Genomic DNA, 17,041 nt, shown 5'->3' on the forward strand with positions numbered 1-17,041 from the left:
AGCCAGCTCATCCACTGACTGACCCACCGCCATCGCGGGCAAGCCCGGCTCCCACAGGGATCACCGTGCGTTCACTACCGCGTTGCTTTTTCTAATCCGCAACCGGTAGGCAATGTAGATAATCCCCACCCAAACCGGCATCGCATACACCGAGTTGTTAATCCCCGGAATCGCCAGCATCACGCTGATGATCATCACCATGAACGCCAGGCACAGGTAGTTGCTGAACGGGAACCAGAAGGTCTTGAACGACGGCGTCACGCCTTGCTCGCCCATGGCCTTGCGGAACTTGATGTGGGTGAGGCTGATCAGTGCCCAGTTGATCATCAGCGAGGCAACCACCAGCGCAAACAGCAGTTCCAGCGCACTGTGCGGCGCGACGTAGTTGACCACCACGCACAGCATCGTCACCAGCGCCGAAATGGCCAGGGCGCGAATCGGCACGCCTTGTTTGTTGAGTTTCATCAGCGCTTTGGGCGCATCGCCTTGCTCGGCCAGGCCGAACAGCATGCGGCTGTTGCAGTACACGCCGCTGTTGTACACCGACAGCGCCGCGGTCAGCACCACGAAGTTGAGAATGTGCGCGGCGGTGTCGTTACCGATCAGCGAGAAGATCTGTACAAACGGGCTGCCGCCGTAGGCATCGCCCGACGCGCCGAGGGTTTGCAGCAGTTGGTCCCACGGGTACAGCGACAGCAGCACGGTCAGCGCGCCGACGTAGAAAATCAGGATGCGGTAGACCACCTGGTTGATGGCTTTGGGGATCACTTTGCGCGGCTCGCTGGCCTCGGCTGCGGTGATACCCACCAGCTCCAGGCCGCCGAACGAGAACATGATGAAGGCCATGGACATCAACAGCCCCATGCCGCCATTGGGGAAGAACCCGCCGTGGCTCCACAGGTTGCTCACCGAGGCTTGCGGGCCACCGGTGCCGCTGAACAGCAGGTAACAGCCGAGCACGATCATGCCGACAATCGCCACCACCTTGATGATCGCGAACCAGAACTCGGCTTCACCGAAGAACTTCACGTTGAGGGTGTTGATCAGGTTGACCGCGACAAAGAACACCAGCGCGCTGACCCAGGTCGGAATCTCCGGCCACCAGAACTGGATGTATTTGCCCACGGCTGTCAGTTCGGCCATGCCCACCAGCACGTAGAGCACCCAGTAGTTCCAGCCGGCCAGAAAGCCTGCGTAGCCGCCCCAGTATTTGTGGGCGAAGTGGCTGAAGGAGCCGGCCACCGGCTCTTCGACGATCATCTCGCCAAGCTGGCGCATGATCAGGAACGCGATGAAACCGGCAATCGCGTAGCCCAGGATCATCGACGGCCCCGCCGACTTGAGCACCCCGGCCGAGCCAAGGAACAACCCTGTGCCAATCGCCCCTCCCAAGGCGATCAGCTGAATGTGCCGGTTCTTCAGGCCACGCTTGAGGCCCACCGGGTTAACCATGTCATCCGCCATTAACATTCCCTTCTACTTGTTTTTCTTGAGGGTGAGTGCACGCCGCATCAGCCCCTCAGAACTGCTGAGGGTCAGATATTACTCTGCGTAAACTTTTCGTAATACAGCTGAACGCCATCAAGTGCCTGATCCGCCAGCCATTGTTGGATGGATTCGACCATTGGAGGGGGGCCGCATACGTACATATCGGCCGAACTGTCCCGCAATTCGGCCAGGTCGAAATGTTCGGTGAGGTAACCGCGTTTGCCAGGCCACTCGGGTGACGGGTCGCTGAGCACTTCGGTGTAGCGAAAGTCGGGGATTGTCGAGGTGTAGGCTTCGATGCGTTGTGCTTCGCACAAGTCCTCGGCCCCGCGCACGCCGTAATACAAGTGGACCGGCTGGTTGCAGCCGTTGGCAGCCAGCTCATCGAGCATGCCCAGCAAGGCCGACAAGCCAGTGCCGCCGGCCACCAGTATCAGCGGCCGGGTGACATGCCTGAGGTAGAAGGCACCCAATGGCGCCTCCATCAGCACTTGATCACCGACCTGGCAGCGCTCGCGCAGGTAGTTGCTCATGACGCCATCGGGCAGCAGGCGCACCAGAAACTGCAGTTGATTGCCCGATCGGTTGGCGAAGGAGTACGAACGCCAACTGTCGGTGCCGGGCACCGCCAGGCGGGCGTATTGGCCGGGCAGGAAGTCCAGCGGGTTGTCCAGGGTCACCTGCAAAATCGCCGTGCTGGCCGACACCTGCTGCACTTCGCTGACCTTGCCGCGCACGTGTACCGGCCCCGGCGCGTTGCACAGGCTCGAATCAAAATCGAAGTAGAACGTAGCGTCGGACTGCACCCGCGTCTGGCAACTGAGCATCTTGCGTTGCTTGAGGTCGAGGCTGGAGAGGGCTTCGTCGTCGACATAATCCTGGGTGTAATCGCCGGACTCGCAACGACCCTGGCAGGTGCCGCACACGCCTTCGCGGCAATCGAGCGGGATCTTGATGCCGTTGCGCAATGCCGCATCCAGCAGGATTTCATTCGCGCCTACCGGGAAAAACAGGGTCTTGCCGTCGGCAAAACTGAAGGCCACTTTGTGATTCATCCGCATAACTCCGCGTATCTGATTTTTGTGCCTGACCCGTGAGCTTTTGTGGCGAGCGGGCTCGTTGTGGTGACCGGGCTTGTTGTGGCGAGCGGGCTTGCCCCGCGTTGGGCTGCGAAGCAGCCCCAATAAAGTCACCGCATTTATCCAGTCAAACCGCAGTGCCTGAATTAGGGCCGCTTCGCGCCCCAACGCGGGGCAAGCCCGCTCGCCACAGGACGGTGCTTGTCACAAAAGTTCTCTGCTACAAGTGATAGAAATCCAGCACCGAGTTGATGGTGTCGTTGAGCAACAGTGCGTGCTTGCGGGTGATCAGCCAGCTGTCGCCATCCGGCTTGAGGTGGTAAGTGGCAGGCCCGTAAAACTGCTCTGAGGTGGCCAGGCGATAGAACAGCGTGTGCCAGTTCAGCTTCACCTCCAGCGTGCCGTCTGCCTGCTCGGCGATCCGCACGTTATTGATCAAGTGCAAGGTGCGCGGCATCGGCGTGGCCGACGCGGCCTTGCCGGTGCGCAAACGGAACACGCGGTCTTCCAGGCCCGAACGGTTGGCGTAGTAGATCAGCGACATTTCGCGTTTGGGGTCGCGGGTGTACACGTGCTCCGAGTCCCATTGCGGCAAGTGAAACTCGCTCTGCGGGTCGAACAGCTGCACATAGGCGTCCCAGTCCTGGGCGTCGCACAGCTCGGATTTGCGGTAGAAGAATTGCTCGATCCGGCACTGCAATTGGGCATCCATCACTTCACCTCCCGCAGTGTCAGCGCTTGCTGGTCCAGGCCTTTGAGCAGAAATTGCTGCCAGTTGCGATGCTGGTTCACATACAGGCCTTCGTGGGTGAATTCGGTGCCGGTCATGGCCGGTTGAATGCCGATGGCTTCGCTGTTCGGTGTCGGCCCGGTTTCCCAGCGATGGCTGCCCCGTGAGATATCGCTCCAGCGCTCCAGGCGGCCCTGGAAACCGCGCTGGGCTTCGCGAAACTCCACCAGATCATCCGGCGTGCCCATGCCCGATACGTTGAAGAAATCCTCAAACTGGCGAATGCGGTTTTCGCGGTCGGCATCCGACTCGTTTTTCACGCCCAGGCACTGGCTGATGATCTCGGTCTTGTTCCACGCCACCGGGCGGATGATGCGCAGCTGCGAGCTGATCTGGTCGAGAAAGAACAGGCTCGGGTAGATGTTCAGGTTGCGCAGGCGGTGCATCATCCACTCGGCTTTCTGCTGGCCGTGTTCTTCCACCAGGCGCGGCATGATGGTGGCGTAGCCCGAGCGCACGCTGGGGTTGGGCATGTCGCTGAACAGCACGCTGTGGCCGTTGTTGAAGGCGAACCAGCCGTCATCGGTATTCGCGTCGCCGGCGCCGAGTTTGCTGTAGTCCAGTGTGCTGGCGGACGCGCTGCCGTTTTCGGTATTCACCTGCTGGCGATGCTGCACCGTGGCCACGTAGTTGTAGTGCACGGTGCTGACGTGATAACCGTCCAGGCCGTTTTCGTTTTGCAGTTTCCAGTTGCCGTCGTAGGTGTAGGCGGATTTGCCCGGCAACACTTCCAGCTCACCGGTGGCCGACTGCGCGACCATCATGTCGAAGAACACTTTGGCGTCACCGAGGAAGTCTTCCAGGCTGTCGGTGCCTTGCACGTTGAGGCTGATGAACACAAAGCCCTTGTAGCTTTCGATACGGGCTTTTTTCAGGCCGCGTGTGGCTTTGTCGAAACCTTCCGGGTACTCGCCCGGCGCCTTGACCTTCACCAGCCGGCCGTCGCTCTTGTAGCACCAGGCGTGGAACGGGCAGGTAAAGGTCGATTGGTTGCCCTTGCCGACGCGGGTCAGTGTGGTGCCACGATGCTGGCAGGCGTTGATCAGCGCATTGAGTTGGCCTTCGCCGTCGCGGGTGATGATCATCGGCTGGCGCCCGGCGCGCATGGTCACGAAGTCGTGGTTATTGGCCAGTTCGCTTTCGTGGCAGGCGTAGATCCAGTTTTTTTCGAAGATCAGTTCCATCTCCAGGTCGAACAGTTCGGGCTCGGTGAACATGTCGCGGGCGATGCGAAACACTTCATCCACCGGCCGAAAGTCCAGGCAACCTTCGATAAACGTTTTCCACTGCTCGACGCTTCTTGCACCACTCATGGGAGGCACCTTTTTAGATAGGGGCTAATCGGTGGGTTATTAGAGGCAGTGGGGCAGGGCGCGGGCTATCCGCTTAATGGGTGAAGGCAGGCCGCAAAATTGGGCAGCAAATACCCAGTTCAGTGCGCCCAGGTGACGCCATGCGCTACTGTCATACCAAAGGAAGGTCGCAAATGCCTGCGGCTTATCCACATAGTCGACGCTTGCTATCCACCCGGTTGCATTCAGGCGGGCGTGGCGTAGAACTTGCTGTCGATTGCCAACGACGCGCCGCCAGAGCGCGCAACCGCCTAACCGCCGTGGGTGCACCCTGATGAGTAGCCATACACGCGAGATCCATATTCAACGCTTCGACCTGGAGGGCGCCTGCAGCTGGATGTCCGGCATCTGCGGGCCGCACCGCCTGGCGACAAGCACGCCCGAGCGCCTGCGTTTTCACCACAGCGCCAATGTGTTCAAGTCCCGCGCCACTACCTTGGGCGTGATCGAGTACGGCACCGATGTGACCATTGATATCGAAGACGCCGAGCACTTCAGCAGCTACAGCCTGAGCCTGCCGTTGGTGGGCGAGCAGGAATTGAGCAAGAACGGCGAGCGCCTGAGTTCCAACCGTGACCAAGGCGTGATTTTGTCGCCTAACGAGCATCAGGTGCTGGCGATTTCCGGTGATTGTCGCAAGTTGCAGGTGGTGATTACGCGGGCGGCGATGAGTGAGTCGCTGGAAGGGTTGCTGCAACGGCCGATTGAAGCGCCACTGCGGTTTGAGTCGGTGATGGATGCGGTGGACGGTGCTTCGGCATCGTGGTGGCGCATGGCGCGCTACTTTATTGCGGAGCTTGAGTGCAGCAGCGAGTTGTATGAGCAGGCGGCGTTTACGCGGGATCTGGAAAGCTCGTTGATCAAGGGTTTGATCCTGGCCCAGCCGAACAACTATTCAGAAGAATTGCGCGACGTGCTCGGCGTGAAGCTGCCGCATTACCTGATTCGGGCGCGGCAATACATCCACGACAACGCCCGCGAGGCGATCCATTTGGAAGACCTGGAAGCGGCTGCGGGTGTGTCGCGGTTCAAGCTGTTCGATGCGTTTCGTAAATACTTTGCGCTGTCGCCGATGGCGTATTTGAAGAAGTACCGACTGGGTGTCGTGCGCCAGGAAATCCTCGAGCATGGTTCAATCCGCACCATCTCCGAGATCGCGCTGGGCTGGGGCTTTACCCACTTGGGACGGTTTTCGGCGGAGTACCGCAAACTCTTCGATGAATCCCCCAGCCAGACCCTGCAGCGCAAACGCCTGCGCAGTCTCTGAACTGTATGAAGATCAAACTGTGGGAGCTGGCTTGCCTGCGATAGCGGTGGACCCGTTGGCATCCTGGTTAACTGACCCACCGCTATCGCAGGCAAGCCAGCTCCCACAGGGGAATTGCGGTGTTTGGAGGGTTTCAGATCAACTCCTCAACCAACTGCAAACAATGACTCAGCCCTGGCGACTGATCATTCACTCGCCTGCTCAGGATAATCGGCGAGGTCGCAGTGGCTTCCACAATCGGCGTGTAGCCGATATCCGCCCGGTGCAACACCTGCACCGAGGCCGGCACCAGCGTCACGCCCATTCCCGCGCCCACCAGCCCGATGGCCGTCTGCAACTCGTTGGTCCACTGCACCACCTTGAGGCTCAAGCCATGGGCGTCGAACAGCGCGATCACATGGTCGGCATAGCTGGGGCGCGGGTTGCCGGGGTAGAGCACAAACGGCTCTGCGGCCAATTGCGCGAGGGTGGCGGGCGCGCCCAGCAGCGAGTGGCCGGCGGGCAATACGGCCACCAGTCGATCTTCCACCAGCACGCGCTGGACGATGGCCGGGTCGTCGATGCGAATGCGCCCGAAACCCACATCAATGCGCCCGGCCTTGAGCGCCTCGACTTGCTGCAGGGTGGTCATCTCCGACAAGCCCAATTCCAGCTCCAGCGCCTCATGGTTGCGCAGCCGCCGTATCAACTCCGGCAGCACGCCATACAGGGTCGATGGCGCAAAGCCGATGCCCAGCCAGGTCTTTTCGCCCTGGCCGATGCGCCGCGTGGTATCGCAAACCTTGGCCAGTTGTTCCAGCAGCACATTGGCGTGCTCATAGAAAAATCGCCCGGCTTCGGTCAGCCGCAACGGGCGGCCGCGTTCCAGCAACATCACGCCCAGTTCATCTTCCAGTTGCTGGATCTGCCGGCTCAATGGCGGCTGGGCGATGTGCAGGCGTTCGGCTGCGCGGGTGAAGTTGAGGGTTTCACCCAGCACCTGGAAATAGCGAAGATGACGCAGTTCCATGACGGTTCCTTTTATACCTTGAGGGTATCGTGCGAGACCCATTCTATATTGGAAGCCTTTAAAAATACGGTACAGAATCGGCTCAAATCTATAAAGAACCCAACGGGTATAGCCATGCCGATTTGCGCCATCGAGTCGATCGAGACCATCATCGTCGACCTTCCCACCATTCGCCCGCACAAGTTGGCGATGCACACCATGCAAAACCAGACGTTGGTGATCATCCGCCTGCGCTGCGCCGACGGCATTGAAGGCATCGGTGAGTCCACCACCATCGGCGGTTTGAGCTACGGCAACGAAAGCCCGGACAGCATCAAGGTCAACATTGACCGTCACTTCGCGCCGCTGCTGATCGGCCAGGACGCGAGCAATATCAACGCGGCCATGTTGCGCCTGGAGCGCAGCATTCGCGGCAATACCTTTGCCAAATCCGGCATCGAAAGCGCCTTGCTCGACGCACTGGGCAAACGCCTGAACCTGCCGGTGAGCGAACTGCTCGGCGGGCGTGTACGTGACGCCTTGCCGGTGGCCTGGACCTTGGCGAGCGGCAACACCGAACAGGACATCGCCGAGGCTGAAAAGATGCTCGACCTGCGCCGTCATCGCCTCTTCAAGTTGAAGATCGGCGCTGGAGAGGTCGATCGCGACCTGGCCCATGTGATCGCGATCAAAAAAGCCCTGGGCGAGCGTGCCAGTGTGCGTGTCGACGTCAACCAGGCCTGGGACGAAGCCGTGGCCCTGCGCGCCTGCAAGGTGCTGGGCGATAACGGCATTGACCTGATCGAGCAGCCGATTTCGCGCAATAACCGTGGCGGCATGGCCCGGCTCAACCTGTCGAGCCCGGCGCCGATCATGGCCGATGAATCCATTGAATGTGTCGAAGACGCCTTCAACCTGGCCCGCGAAGGCGCGGCTTCGGTGTTCGCGCTCAAGATAGCCAAAAACGGCGGCCCACGGGCGGTGTTGCGCACCGCCGCGATTGCCGAGGCGGCGGGCATCGGCTTGTACGGCGGCACCATGCTCGAAGGCGGCATCGGCACATTGGCGTCGGCGCATGCCTTTCTCACGCTGAACACGCTGGCGTGGGGCACCGAACTGTTCGGCCCACTGCTGCTCACCGAAGACATCCTCACCGAACCGCCGGTGTACCGCGATTTCGAGCTGCATGTCTCCACCGCACCGGGCCTGGGCCTGGCCATTGATGAAGAACGCTTGGCGTTCTTGCGTCGTGACAAACACTAAGAGGCGCCTGCCATGTTGTTCCACGTAAAAATGACCGTGAACCTGCCGCTGGACATGAACCCCGAGCGCGCCGCCAGCCTCAAGGCCGAGGAGAAAGCCCTGGCACAGCGCCTGCAACAAGAAGGCCAATGGCGCCACCTGTGGCGCATCGCCGGGCACTACGCCAACTACAGCGTGTTCGATGTCGACAGCGTACAAGACCTGCACGACCTGCTGATGCAACTGCCGCTTTTCCCCTACATGGCCATCGAAGTGAACGCCCTGTGCCGCCACCCTTCGTCGATCCATGAGGACGACCGTTGAGCCTGCTTTGCACCCAATAATTACAAGATGAGGATTGCACCATGTCCATCCGACTGTCCCAGACTGCCCATGCCCAGGCGTTTCTCGAAGAAGCCAGTGGCAACCATAACGACGGCGGCAACCCGCGCGCCAAGGCGCTGATCTACCGGATCCTGCGCGATACGGTAAACATCATCGAAGACCTGGAAGTGACCCCGGAAGAGTTCTGGAAGGCGGTCAATTACCTCAATGAATTGGGTAAAAGTCAGGAAGCGGGTTTGCTGGCTGCCGGCTTGGGCCTGGAGCATTACCTGGACTTGCTGATGGACGCTGCGGACGAAGAGGCCGGTAAATCCGGCGGTACGCCCCGCACCATCGAAGGCCCGCTGTACGTGGCCGGCGCGCCGCTGAGCCAATACGAAGCGCGGCTGGACGATGGCAAGGACGACGCAGTGCCGCTGTTTATGCGCGGGCAAGTGCGCGACACCGACGGCAAGCCGTTGGCGGGTGCGATTGTGGATGTGTGGCAGGCCAACACGGGTGGCACCTATTCGTGGTTTGACCCAACGCAATCGGAGTTCAACCTGCGTCGGCGCATTGAGACCGATGCCCAGGGCAACTATCGTTTTCGTAGCATCGTGCCGTCCGGTTATGGCTGCCCGCCGACCGGGCCGACTCAACAACTGCTCGACCAGTTGGGTCGCCACGGACAGCGGCCGGCGCATATTCACTTCTTCATCTCGGCGCCGGGGCACCGGCACCTGACCACGCAGATCAACCTGTCGGACGACCCGTACCTGCATGATGATTTTGCCTACGCGACGCGCGATGAGTTGATCGCCGAGATTCGCTTTAGTGACGATCAGCAATTGGCGCGCGAGTTTGGGGTGCAAGGGCGGTTTGCGCAGATTGATTTTGACTTTGAGTTGCAACTGGCAGACGCGCCGGTAGAGCAAAAACGCATGCAGCGCGTTCGCGCCCTCGAAGACTGATTAAACGCGGTCAAAAAAATGTGGGAGCTGGCTTGTTGTGGCGAGCAAGCTTGCTTGCGCTGGGGTGCGAAGCGCCCCCAAAAAGCCGGCTCCAGCTGCGCTGTCGTACGGGAGCAAGCTCCCTCGCCACAACAAGCCAGCTCCCACAGGTTTTGTAGTGTTGCGGTTATTTGCGCACCACCAGATCCAACACCTCATCCCGGTCCTTGATCTTCTGCAACACAATCTCCGAACGAATATCCATCACCCCCGCCGTGCGGTTCAGGTGGTTCACGATAAAGTCGGAAAAGTGCTTGAGGTTGCGCGCCTGCACACGCAACACATAGTTGCTTGCACCCGTAATCACATAGGCACTGGCCACCTCCGGCCACCCCTGCACCTTCTTGATAAACGTCTCGTGCCAGTCCTCCACATCCTGGCGCAACGACAGGTGCACGATGGCCTCAAGCTCAATCCCCAGCTGCTCGGCATTCAACACGGCGCGGTAGCCGCTGATGATTCCTTCGCTCTCCAGCAGGCGCAAACGGCGCAGGCAGGCGGAGGGCGAGAGGGCGACTTTTTCCGCCAGTTCCTGGTTGCTGATGCGGCCATCCTGTTGCAAAAAATGCAGGAGGCGCAGGTCGGTGGCGTCGAGAATCATGGTTAGAATAAATCCGCGTATTTGGGGGTTAAATTCGAATTTCCTACAGCTTAATTAGCCTGTTACCCACCACTTTGCACGAAAATTCTCTAAAACTTCGTTCATTATTTGGTTCATATTCACTTATAAAAAATCAGGACAACCCATGACCAACCGAAGCCACTGCCAAGCCCTCGATGCCCAGGACCCGCTGGCGCCACTGCGTCAGCAGTTTGCCTTGCCTGCGGGCGTGATCTACCTCGATGGCAACTCTCTGGGCGCCCGCCCGGTGGCGGCGATGGCGCGCGCCCAGCAGGTGATTGCCGAGGAGTGGGGCAATGGCTTGATTCGCAGCTGGAACAGCGCCGGTTGGGCGGATTTGTCCCAACGCCTGGGCAACCGCCTGGCGCCGCTGATCGGCGCGCGTGACGGTGAAGTGGTGATTACCGATACCACCTCGATCAACCTGTTCAAGGTGCTCAGCGCTGCCTTGAGCGTGCAGCGCCAACGCGAGCCTGCGCGCAAGGTGATTGTCAGCGAAGCGAGTAACTTTCCCACCGATTTGTACATCGCCGAAGGCCTGACCGAGTTGTTGCAACAGGGCTATTCCCTGCGGTTGGTCAACAGCCCGGACGAGCTGCCCCAAGCCATCGAACAGGACGTAGCGGTGGTGATGCTTACCCACGTCAATTACAAGACCGGCTACATGTACGACATGCAGGCGCTCACCGCCTTGAGCCACGAATGTGGCGCGCTGAGCATCTGGGACTTGGCGCATTCGGCGGGCGCGGTGCCCATCGACCTGAACAAGGCCGGTGCCGATTATGCGATTGGCTGCACCTACAAATACCTGAATGGCGGGCCGGGCTCGCAGGCGTTTGTGTGGGTCAACCCGGCCTTGGTGGATGTGGTGCGCCAGCCGCTATCGGGTTGGTTTGGCCACACGCGTCAGTTCGCCATGGAAGCTCAGTACGCGCCAAGCGCCGGTATCGCGCGCTACCTGTGCGGCACACAACCGATCACGTCGTTGGCAATGGTCGAATGCGGCCTGGAGATTTTTGCCCAGACCGACATGGCCAGCCTGCGCAGCAAATCCCTGGCCTTGACCGACCTGTTTATCGCGCTGGTCGAAGCCCGTTGCGCCGCCCACGGCCTGGAGCTGATTACGCCGCGTGAGCATGCCCGGCGCGGAAGCCACGTGAGTTTCGAACACCCTGAAGGTTATGCGGTGATCCAGGCCTTGATCGCCCGTGGCGTGATCGGCGATTACCGCGAGCCGCGCATCATGCGCTTTGGGTTTACGCCGTTGTACACAAGCTTTACCGAGGTATTTGATGCTGTAGAGATTCTGGGCGAAATCCTCGACAACCGCACCTGGGACCAACCGCAATTCAAAGTGCGCAACAGCGTTACCTAAGTACAACACGAATCAAAATGTGGGAGCTGGCTTGTTGTGGCGAGCAAGCTTGCTTGCGCTGGGGTGCGAAGCGCCCCCAAAAAGCCGGCTCCAGCTGCGCTGTCGAACGGGAGCAAGCTCCCTCGCCACAGCAAGCCAGCTCCCACAAGGTTCAGCGCCAGCCATAACAATCACAATAATAAAGGGGCACACCACGTGACCACGCCAGACAACGGCTTTGCAGAGATCACCCATCGCGAACTGGGCCTGAGGCGCCAGCTCACTTCCGGCCAGATGAGCATGATCGCCATCGGTGGCGCCATCGGCACCGGGCTGTTCATGGGCAGCGCCTACGCCATCGGTTATGCCGGGCCGAGTGTGCTGGTGAGTTACGCCATCGGTGCGTTGATCACCTTGCTGTTGATGGGCTGCCTGGCGGAGATGACCGTGGCGCACTCCACCTCGGGCTCGTTCGGTGCCTACGCCGAGTTCTACATCAGCCCGCTGGCCGGCTTTCTGGTGCGCTATGCCTACTGGGCGGCGATTGTGCTGGCAGTGGGCGCCGAGGTCACGGCGGTGGCGATGTACATGAAGTACTGGTTCGCCAACGTGCCGGAGTGGGTGTGGATCGTGTCGTTTTCCAGTGTGCTGATCCTGCTCAATGCCATCAGCGTAAAGACCTTCGGCAACTTCGAATACTGGTTCTCGACCATCAAGATCACCGCAATCGTCGGCTTCATCATCCTCGCGGTGTACGTGGTGTTCGGCTCCGGTAATCCTGATTATGGCGTGCAGAACTACACGGCCCACGACGGGTTTTTCCCCCATGGGCTGAGCGGCATGTGGATCGCAGTGATCGTGTCGATCTTCAGCTATCTGAGCGTAGAAATGATCGCCGTGGCCGCCGGTGAAGCCGCCGACCCGGAGCATGCGGTGAAGAAGGCCTTTCGCGCCACCATCGTGCGGTTGGTGGTGTTCTACCTGCTGACCCTGGCATTGATGCTCGCCATCGTGCCGTGGAACCAGGCCGGCCAGACCCAGAGCCCGTTTGTTACGGTAATGCAGACCATTGGTATTCCCGGTGCCACCGGGGTGATGAATTTCGTGATCCTGATCGCCGCGTTGTCGGCGATGAACAGCCAGCTCTATATCACCACACGCATGATGTTCAGCCTGTCGCGTGCAGGTTTTGCGCCCAAGTCCATGGGCGCCTTGAGCAAGAGCGGCATTCCGCTGAACGCGTTGCTGCTGTCCAGCTCCGGCATTGCCCTGGCGACCTTGTTGAACGTGGTGTACCCGGAAAGCTCGTTCACCTTGATGATGGCGATTTCGATGTTTGGCGCGATCTTCACCTGGTTCATGATCTTCCTCACGCACCTGTTTTTTCGCCGTTATCGCAAGCGTCATGGCGGGCCGAAGCTGTCGTTCCAGCTGCGCCTGTTTCCCTACAGCACACTGCTGGGCCTGGTGCTGATGGGGGCGGTGATGATCACCACGTACTTCACCGAGGCCTTCAAGATGACGCTGGTGTTTGGCGTGCCATTCCTGATGATCCTGTCGGCGGTGTATTACGGGTTTTTCCGCAAGGGCAGGGCTAGGGCGTCGAACAAGGCTTTGGCGTAACCGGGCAATTGCTCGAAGGAGCGGGCGCATAACAGTAGTTTGCGACAGGCCCAGTCTTCGCTTAATGGCTGGGCTTTAATGCGCTTTTCTGTCGGCCAACGTTCCAGTGCGGCCTGGGGCACGATGCCCAGGCCGGCGCCGCCGGCGACCATGCGGATCAACCCATCAAAACCCTCGGCGCGAATGCGTGTTTGCAGGCGAAAGCCTGCGTGCAATGCCTGTTCTTCCAGGTATACCGAAAGCGCGCTGCTGGCGGTCAGGCCTACATAATCGTATTGCAGGCTGTCGATGAAATTCGCCGTCGCCAACGGATGATCGAGGGGCATGATCAGCACCAGTGGGTCATCGCGAAACGGCAGGGTCTGCAAGCCGTGGGTGTCCACCGCATCAGAGATAATCCCCAGGTCTGCTGTGCCCTGGCGCAAGGCTTGGGTAATGCGCAGGCTTGGCAACTCCTGCAAGTCGATATCGAGGTTGGGGTGCTGGCGCAAAAAATCCGCCAGCAGTTCCGGCAGGTATTCGCTCAGGGCGGTGGTGTTGCACAGCAGGCGCACCTGGCCTTTGATGCCCTGGGCGTATTCGGCCAGGTCCTGTTGCAGGTGCTCGGCCTGTTGCAACAGCAGGCGGGCGTGGCGGGCCAGGGCTTTGCCGGCGGGTGTTGGCGTGACGCCACGGCGGCCGCGTTCAAGAAACTCGATGCCCAATGACGCTTCCATCGCACGGATACGCGCGCTGGCGGCGGCCAGGGACAAATGGCTTCGGGCGGCGCCGCCAGTGATGTTGCCGGTGTCGAGGGTGTGCAGGTAGAGGCGCAGGTCGATCAGGTCAAAGTGCATGGCTGAGGTTTCTCGAGTGACTTCACTGGCCTTATCGCAGACAAGCCAGCTCCCACATTTTGCTTTGTGAACACAGTCCAATGTGGGAGCTGGCTTGCCTGCGATAGCTATTTAAGCCTCACGCAAAACAAGAGGCTACCTCAGTATATGGCGAATTTTCGACCTCAACGAAATCCTGCAAAATCGCCCCATGACTACCTTCCTCGCGTTCTACCAAAACCTCGGCCCGGCCTTGACCCTGCTGGTGATCGGAACCTTCCTGCTGGCCGGCACCGTCAAGGGCGTGATCGGCCTGGGCCTGCCCACCGTCGCCATGGGTATGCTCGGCCTGGCTATGCTCCCGGCGCAGGCTGCGGCATTGCTGATCATCCCTTCAACAGTCACCAACCTTTGGCAACTGGCGTTCGGTGGCCACTTGAGCGCCTTGCTCAAGCGCCTGTGGCCAATGCTGCTGCTGATTTTTCTCGGCACCGGGCTTGGCACGTTGTGGCTGGGCACGGACGGCGGGCATTGGGTGGTTCGCGCGCTGGGTGGCGCCTTGCTGGTGTATGCGTTAAGTGGCTTGTTTTTGCCGACCTTCAAGGTGAAACCTAAAACCGAGCGCTGGCTTGGCCCGTTGTGCGGTCTGGTCACCGGCCTTATCACTTCGGCGACGGGGGTGTTCGTGATTCCGGCCGTGCCCTATCTGCAAGCCCTGGGTTTGAACCGCGATCAATTGGTGCAGGCGCTGGGGCTGGCGTTCACCGCTTCCACGTTGGCGTTGGCCGCAGCGCTGACCTGGCGTGGCACCCTGGGCGGTGGCGAAGTCAGCGCCTCGCTGTTGGCGCTGATACCCGCGTTGCTGGGGATGTGGCTGGGCCAGGTGTTGCGCCAGCGCATCAGCGCGGTGCTGTTCAAGCGGGTGTTTTTCGTCGGCATGGCGCTGTTGGGGGGCCATCTACTGATCAGCGGCTGAGTGGCTGTTCACGGTGTAAGCTGTCGCGAACCGATTGAGAGGACACCCCGTGAAAGCCCGATCCGATGAGCTACAGATCTTCGTCAGCGTGATTGAGTGCGGCTCGATTTCGGCAGCCGCGGAGCAGGTCGGGCAGACGCCGTCGGCCGTCAGCCGTACCTTGTCGCGCCTGGAAGCCAAGCTCGACACCACGCTGATCAACCGCACCACGCGGCGCATGGACCTGACCGAGGAGGGCAAGTACTTTTTCGAGCAGGCCAAGCTGATCCTGGCGCAGATGGACGAGCTGGAAGAGCGCCTGTCGTCGCGCCAGAAGAACCCCGCCGGGCGTCTGCGCATCAATGCGGCCGTGCCGTTCATGCTGCATGGGATCGTGCCGTACATTGCCGAGTTTCGCAGCCTCTACCCGGATATCCAGCTGGAGCTGAACAGTGACGACCTGATCATCGACCTGCTGGAGCAGAGCACCGACATTGCCATCCGCATCGGTGCCCTGGCCGACTCGACCCTGCATGCGCGCTCGTTGGGTTGTACGCCGCTGCATATCCTCGCCAGCCCCGACTACCTCAAGCAGTTCGGCACGCCGAAGACGGTGGCCGAGTTGGTCGACCATACGCTGCTGGGCTTCACCCAGACCGAAACCCTCAACCACTGGCCGCTGCGCCACGTGGAAGGCGACCGCTGGCTGATCCAGCCAAGCATTGCCGCCTCCAGCGGCGAAACCGTGCGCCAACTGGCGCTGGAAGGCCAGGGCATTTGCTGCCTGTCGAACTTCATGACCAACGCCGACATCGATGCCGGGCGCCTGGTACCGGTGCTGGAAGCCTTCAACAGCGGCTATCGCCAGCCGATCCACGCGGTGTTCTACCGTAACTCGCAGTTGGCGCTGCGCATCCAGTGCTTCCTGGACTTCATTCAAACCAAGCTTGCGCGGTATGCCTGCTGATTCGTGACCTGTGCGCAAGATTGAATTGGGCAGCATGGGCTTATTCGGCAGGAATGAGTCCTTGATACTGGGCCTATCACTTACCCAGTCAGGAGCAACCTCCATGAACGTATTCGTCACCGGCGCAGCAGGGTTTATCGGCGGCTCCATCGCCACCGGCCTGGTCAAGGCCGGCCACACTGTCACCGGCCTGGTGCGCAGCGCCGAGCAAGCGGCTGAAATGACCGCCCTGGGCATCACGCCCGTGATCGGCACGCTGGATGACGCCGCCGTGTTGACCGCACAGGCTTCTAAAGCTGATGCGGTGATCAATGCCGCCAGCAGCGACCATCGCGCTGCCGTCGAAACCTTGCTGGCCGCCTTGAAAGGTTCGAACAAGCCGTTCCTGCACACCAGCGGTTCGAGCATTGTTGGCGATGCTTCGGGCGGTAAATCCAGCGATGTCATCTACGTTGAAGACAACCTGCCGGAGCCGACCGTCGACAAGGCCGCGCGCGTGGCCATCGACAACCTGATCCTGGCGGCGGCCAAAGAGGGCGTGAACTCGGCGGTGATCTGCAACACCCTGATCTACGGCCACAGCCTGGGCGTGAAGCGTGACAGCGTGCAATTGCCACGACTGCTCAAGCAAGCGCGCAAAAGTGGTGTGGTGCGCCATGTGGGCACTGGCCAGAACATTTGGTCCAACGTACACATTGAAGACGTGGTGGCCCTGTATCTGCTGGCGCTGACCAAAAACGTTCCGGGCACGTTCTACTTTGTGGAAAGCAGCGAAGCGGCGTTTGTCGACATGACCACCGCAATTGCCCAAGCCCTGAACCTGGGCGAGCCGCAGGATTGGCCATTGGCTGAGGCTGAGGCTGAGTGGGGCTATGAAATGGCCAACTATGGCCTGGGTTCCAACAGCCGGGTGCGTGGCAAACATGCGCGTGAGTTGCTGGGCTGGGCGCCGACGCGCACGTCGGTGGTGGAGTGGATTCGCAACGAGATGGTGTGATGTTCGCTTAGTACCGTGGCGTTGCCATCGCAGGCAAGCCAGCTCCCACTCTTGAACGTATTCGCAATTCAAAATGTGGGAGCTGGCTTGCCTGCGATGAAGGCGACTCGGTTCATGTGTTGTTACACATTACTGGCCCCACCGACCGCAATTCCGTACCATCCCCCG

At 60.3% G+C, this 17,041-nt stretch carries 16 protein-coding genes; 9 read left to right on the top strand and 7 right to left on the bottom strand.

What is annotated here, in order from left to right:
- Nucleotides 1-60: 60 nt before the first annotated feature.
- The 4 genes from AB4P96_RS06685 to antA form a co-directional block, all read right to left on the bottom strand.
- Nucleotides 61-1,464 (bottom strand): amino acid permease, encoded by a 1,404-nt coding sequence (locus tag AB4P96_RS06685; RefSeq protein WP_176992535.1) that lies wholly within the window; start codon nucleotides 1,462-1,464, stop codon nucleotides 61-63.
- A 71-nt stretch (nucleotides 1,465-1,535) separates the two neighbouring features.
- Nucleotides 1,536-2,543, bottom strand: coding sequence for an anthranilate 1,2-dioxygenase electron transfer component AntC (gene antC / locus AB4P96_RS06690; protein WP_395600620.1), 1,008 nt, complete (start codon nucleotides 2,541-2,543; stop codon nucleotides 1,536-1,538).
- A 244-nt stretch (nucleotides 2,544-2,787) separates the two neighbouring features.
- Nucleotides 2,788-3,279: an anthranilate 1,2-dioxygenase small subunit gene (gene antB, locus AB4P96_RS06695; protein WP_395600621.1), complete on the bottom strand. Its 492-nt coding sequence runs from the start codon at nucleotides 3,277-3,279 to the stop codon at nucleotides 2,788-2,790.
- Entirely contained in the window at nucleotides 3,279-4,670 is a 1,392-nt protein-coding gene (gene antA / locus AB4P96_RS06700) for an anthranilate 1,2-dioxygenase large subunit (protein ID WP_017137964.1), read from the bottom strand. The genes antB and antA overlap by 1 nt, the downstream gene beginning before the upstream one ends.
- Before the next feature lie 313 nt (nucleotides 4,671-4,983).
- Between antA and AB4P96_RS06705 the strand changes: the two genes are divergently transcribed.
- A complete protein-coding gene (locus tag AB4P96_RS06705) occupies nucleotides 4,984-5,976 on the top strand; it encodes a helix-turn-helix domain-containing protein (protein WP_017137963.1) in 993 nt (330 codons plus the stop codon).
- A gap of 133 nt (nucleotides 5,977-6,109) precedes the next feature.
- On the opposite strand, the gene AB4P96_RS06710 is transcribed toward AB4P96_RS06705, so the two are convergent.
- On the bottom strand, nucleotides 6,110-6,985 hold the full coding sequence (locus tag AB4P96_RS06710) for a LysR family transcriptional regulator (protein ID WP_017137962.1): 876 nt from the start codon (nucleotides 6,983-6,985) through the stop codon (nucleotides 6,110-6,112).
- Nucleotides 6,986-7,099: 114 nt separating this feature from the next.
- On the opposite strand from AB4P96_RS06710, the gene AB4P96_RS06715 reads away from it, so the two are divergent.
- Genes AB4P96_RS06715 through catA form a run of 3 tightly spaced genes read left to right on the top strand, consistent with a single transcriptional unit; the run spans nucleotide 7,100 to nucleotide 9,501 of the window.
- Nucleotides 7,100-8,227 (top strand): muconate cycloisomerase family protein, encoded by a 1,128-nt coding sequence (locus AB4P96_RS06715; RefSeq protein ID WP_395600622.1) that lies wholly within the window; start codon nucleotides 7,100-7,102, stop codon nucleotides 8,225-8,227.
- A 12-nt stretch (nucleotides 8,228-8,239) separates the two neighbouring features.
- Nucleotides 8,240-8,530 (top strand): muconolactone Delta-isomerase, encoded by a 291-nt coding sequence (catC, locus tag AB4P96_RS06720; RefSeq protein WP_169988463.1) that lies wholly within the window; start codon nucleotides 8,240-8,242, stop codon nucleotides 8,528-8,530.
- Between the two features lie 41 nt (nucleotides 8,531-8,571).
- Nucleotides 8,572-9,501: a catechol 1,2-dioxygenase gene (gene catA, locus AB4P96_RS06725; protein WP_099549427.1), complete on the top strand. Its 930-nt coding sequence runs from the start codon at nucleotides 8,572-8,574 to the stop codon at nucleotides 9,499-9,501.
- 166 nt (nucleotides 9,502-9,667) lie between these two features.
- Here catA and AB4P96_RS06730 read toward each other — a convergent pair whose 3' ends face one another.
- A complete protein-coding gene (locus tag AB4P96_RS06730; RefSeq protein ID WP_003176072.1) occupies nucleotides 9,668-10,141 on the bottom strand; it encodes an Lrp/AsnC family transcriptional regulator in 474 nt (157 codons plus the stop codon).
- A gap of 145 nt (nucleotides 10,142-10,286) precedes the next feature.
- On the opposite strand from AB4P96_RS06730, the gene kynU reads away from it, so the two are divergent.
- Both kynU and AB4P96_RS06740 read left to right on the top strand, forming a co-directional pair.
- Nucleotides 10,287-11,537 carry a kynureninase gene (gene kynU / locus AB4P96_RS06735; RefSeq protein ID WP_395600623.1) on the top strand — a complete coding sequence of 417 codons (1,251 nt, stop codon included), beginning with the start codon at nucleotides 10,287-10,289 and terminating at the stop codon, nucleotides 11,535-11,537.
- A gap of 195 nt (nucleotides 11,538-11,732) precedes the next feature.
- Complete coding sequence (locus AB4P96_RS06740; protein WP_395600624.1) at nucleotides 11,733-13,139, top strand: amino acid permease; 1,407 nt, start codon at nucleotides 11,733-11,735, stop codon at nucleotides 13,137-13,139.
- On the opposite strand, the gene AB4P96_RS06745 is transcribed toward AB4P96_RS06740, so the two are convergent.
- On the bottom strand, nucleotides 13,085-13,975 hold the full coding sequence (locus tag AB4P96_RS06745) for a LysR substrate-binding domain-containing protein (protein ID WP_395600625.1): 891 nt from the start codon (nucleotides 13,973-13,975) through the stop codon (nucleotides 13,085-13,087). The two genes, AB4P96_RS06740 and AB4P96_RS06745, sit on opposite strands and share 55 nt — an antisense overlap.
- Before the next feature lie 190 nt (nucleotides 13,976-14,165).
- Between AB4P96_RS06745 and AB4P96_RS06750 the strand changes: the two genes are divergently transcribed.
- The 3 genes from AB4P96_RS06750 to AB4P96_RS06760 all read left to right on the top strand — a co-directional run bounded on the left by AB4P96_RS06750 (nucleotide 14,166) and on the right by AB4P96_RS06760 (nucleotide 16,873).
- Nucleotides 14,166-14,930, top strand: coding sequence for a sulfite exporter TauE/SafE family protein (locus tag AB4P96_RS06750; RefSeq protein WP_017137954.1), 765 nt, complete (start codon nucleotides 14,166-14,168; stop codon nucleotides 14,928-14,930).
- Nucleotides 14,931-14,979: 49 nt separating this feature from the next.
- Nucleotides 14,980-15,876, top strand: coding sequence for a LysR family transcriptional regulator (locus AB4P96_RS06755; protein ID WP_017137953.1), 897 nt, complete (start codon nucleotides 14,980-14,982; stop codon nucleotides 15,874-15,876).
- Nucleotides 15,877-15,979: 103 nt separating this feature from the next.
- On the top strand, nucleotides 15,980-16,873 hold the full coding sequence (locus AB4P96_RS06760; protein WP_017137952.1) for an NAD-dependent epimerase/dehydratase family protein: 894 nt from the start codon (nucleotides 15,980-15,982) through the stop codon (nucleotides 16,871-16,873).
- Nucleotides 16,874-17,041: the final 168 nt, after the last annotated feature.

Source organism: Pseudomonas sp. B19125 (assembly GCF_044218855.1).
GTDB lineage: Bacteria > Pseudomonadota > Gammaproteobacteria > Pseudomonadales > Pseudomonadaceae > Aquipseudomonas > Aquipseudomonas edaphica.

Excerpts from the sequence above, each read along its gene's own strand:
- antC (WP_395600620.1), bottom strand. The coding sequence starts at position 2,543 with ATGAATCACAAAGTGGCCTTCAGTTTTGCCGACGGCAAGACCCTGTTT.
- catA (WP_099549427.1), top strand. The coding sequence starts at position 8,572 with ATGTCCATCCGACTGTCCCAGACTGCCCATGCCCAGGCGTTTCTCGAA.
- AB4P96_RS06710 (WP_017137962.1), bottom strand. The coding sequence starts at position 6,985 with ATGGAACTGCGTCATCTTCGCTATTTCCAGGTGCTGGGTGAAACCCTC.
- AB4P96_RS06745 (WP_395600625.1), bottom strand. The coding sequence starts at position 13,975 with ATGCACTTTGACCTGATCGACCTGCGCCTCTACCTGCACACCCTCGAC.
- AB4P96_RS06760 (WP_017137952.1), top strand. The coding sequence starts at position 15,980 with ATGAACGTATTCGTCACCGGCGCAGCAGGGTTTATCGGCGGCTCCATC.
- AB4P96_RS06730 (WP_003176072.1), bottom strand. The coding sequence starts at position 10,141 with ATGATTCTCGACGCCACCGACCTGCGCCTCCTGCATTTTTTGCAACAG.
- AB4P96_RS06685 (WP_176992535.1), bottom strand. The coding sequence starts at position 1,464 with ATGGCGGATGACATGGTTAACCCGGTGGGCCTCAAGCGTGGCCTGAAG.
- AB4P96_RS06715 (WP_395600622.1), top strand. The coding sequence starts at position 7,100 with ATGCCGATTTGCGCCATCGAGTCGATCGAGACCATCATCGTCGACCTT.
- catC (WP_169988463.1), top strand. The coding sequence starts at position 8,240 with ATGTTGTTCCACGTAAAAATGACCGTGAACCTGCCGCTGGACATGAAC.
- AB4P96_RS06705 (WP_017137963.1), top strand. The coding sequence starts at position 4,984 with ATGAGTAGCCATACACGCGAGATCCATATTCAACGCTTCGACCTGGAG.
- antA (WP_017137964.1), bottom strand. The coding sequence starts at position 4,670 with ATGAGTGGTGCAAGAAGCGTCGAGCAGTGGAAAACGTTTATCGAAGGT.
- antB (WP_395600621.1), bottom strand. The coding sequence starts at position 3,279 with ATGGATGCCCAATTGCAGTGCCGGATCGAGCAATTCTTCTACCGCAAA.
- AB4P96_RS06750 (WP_017137954.1), top strand. The coding sequence starts at position 14,166 with ATGACTACCTTCCTCGCGTTCTACCAAAACCTCGGCCCGGCCTTGACC.
- kynU (WP_395600623.1), top strand. The coding sequence starts at position 10,287 with ATGACCAACCGAAGCCACTGCCAAGCCCTCGATGCCCAGGACCCGCTG.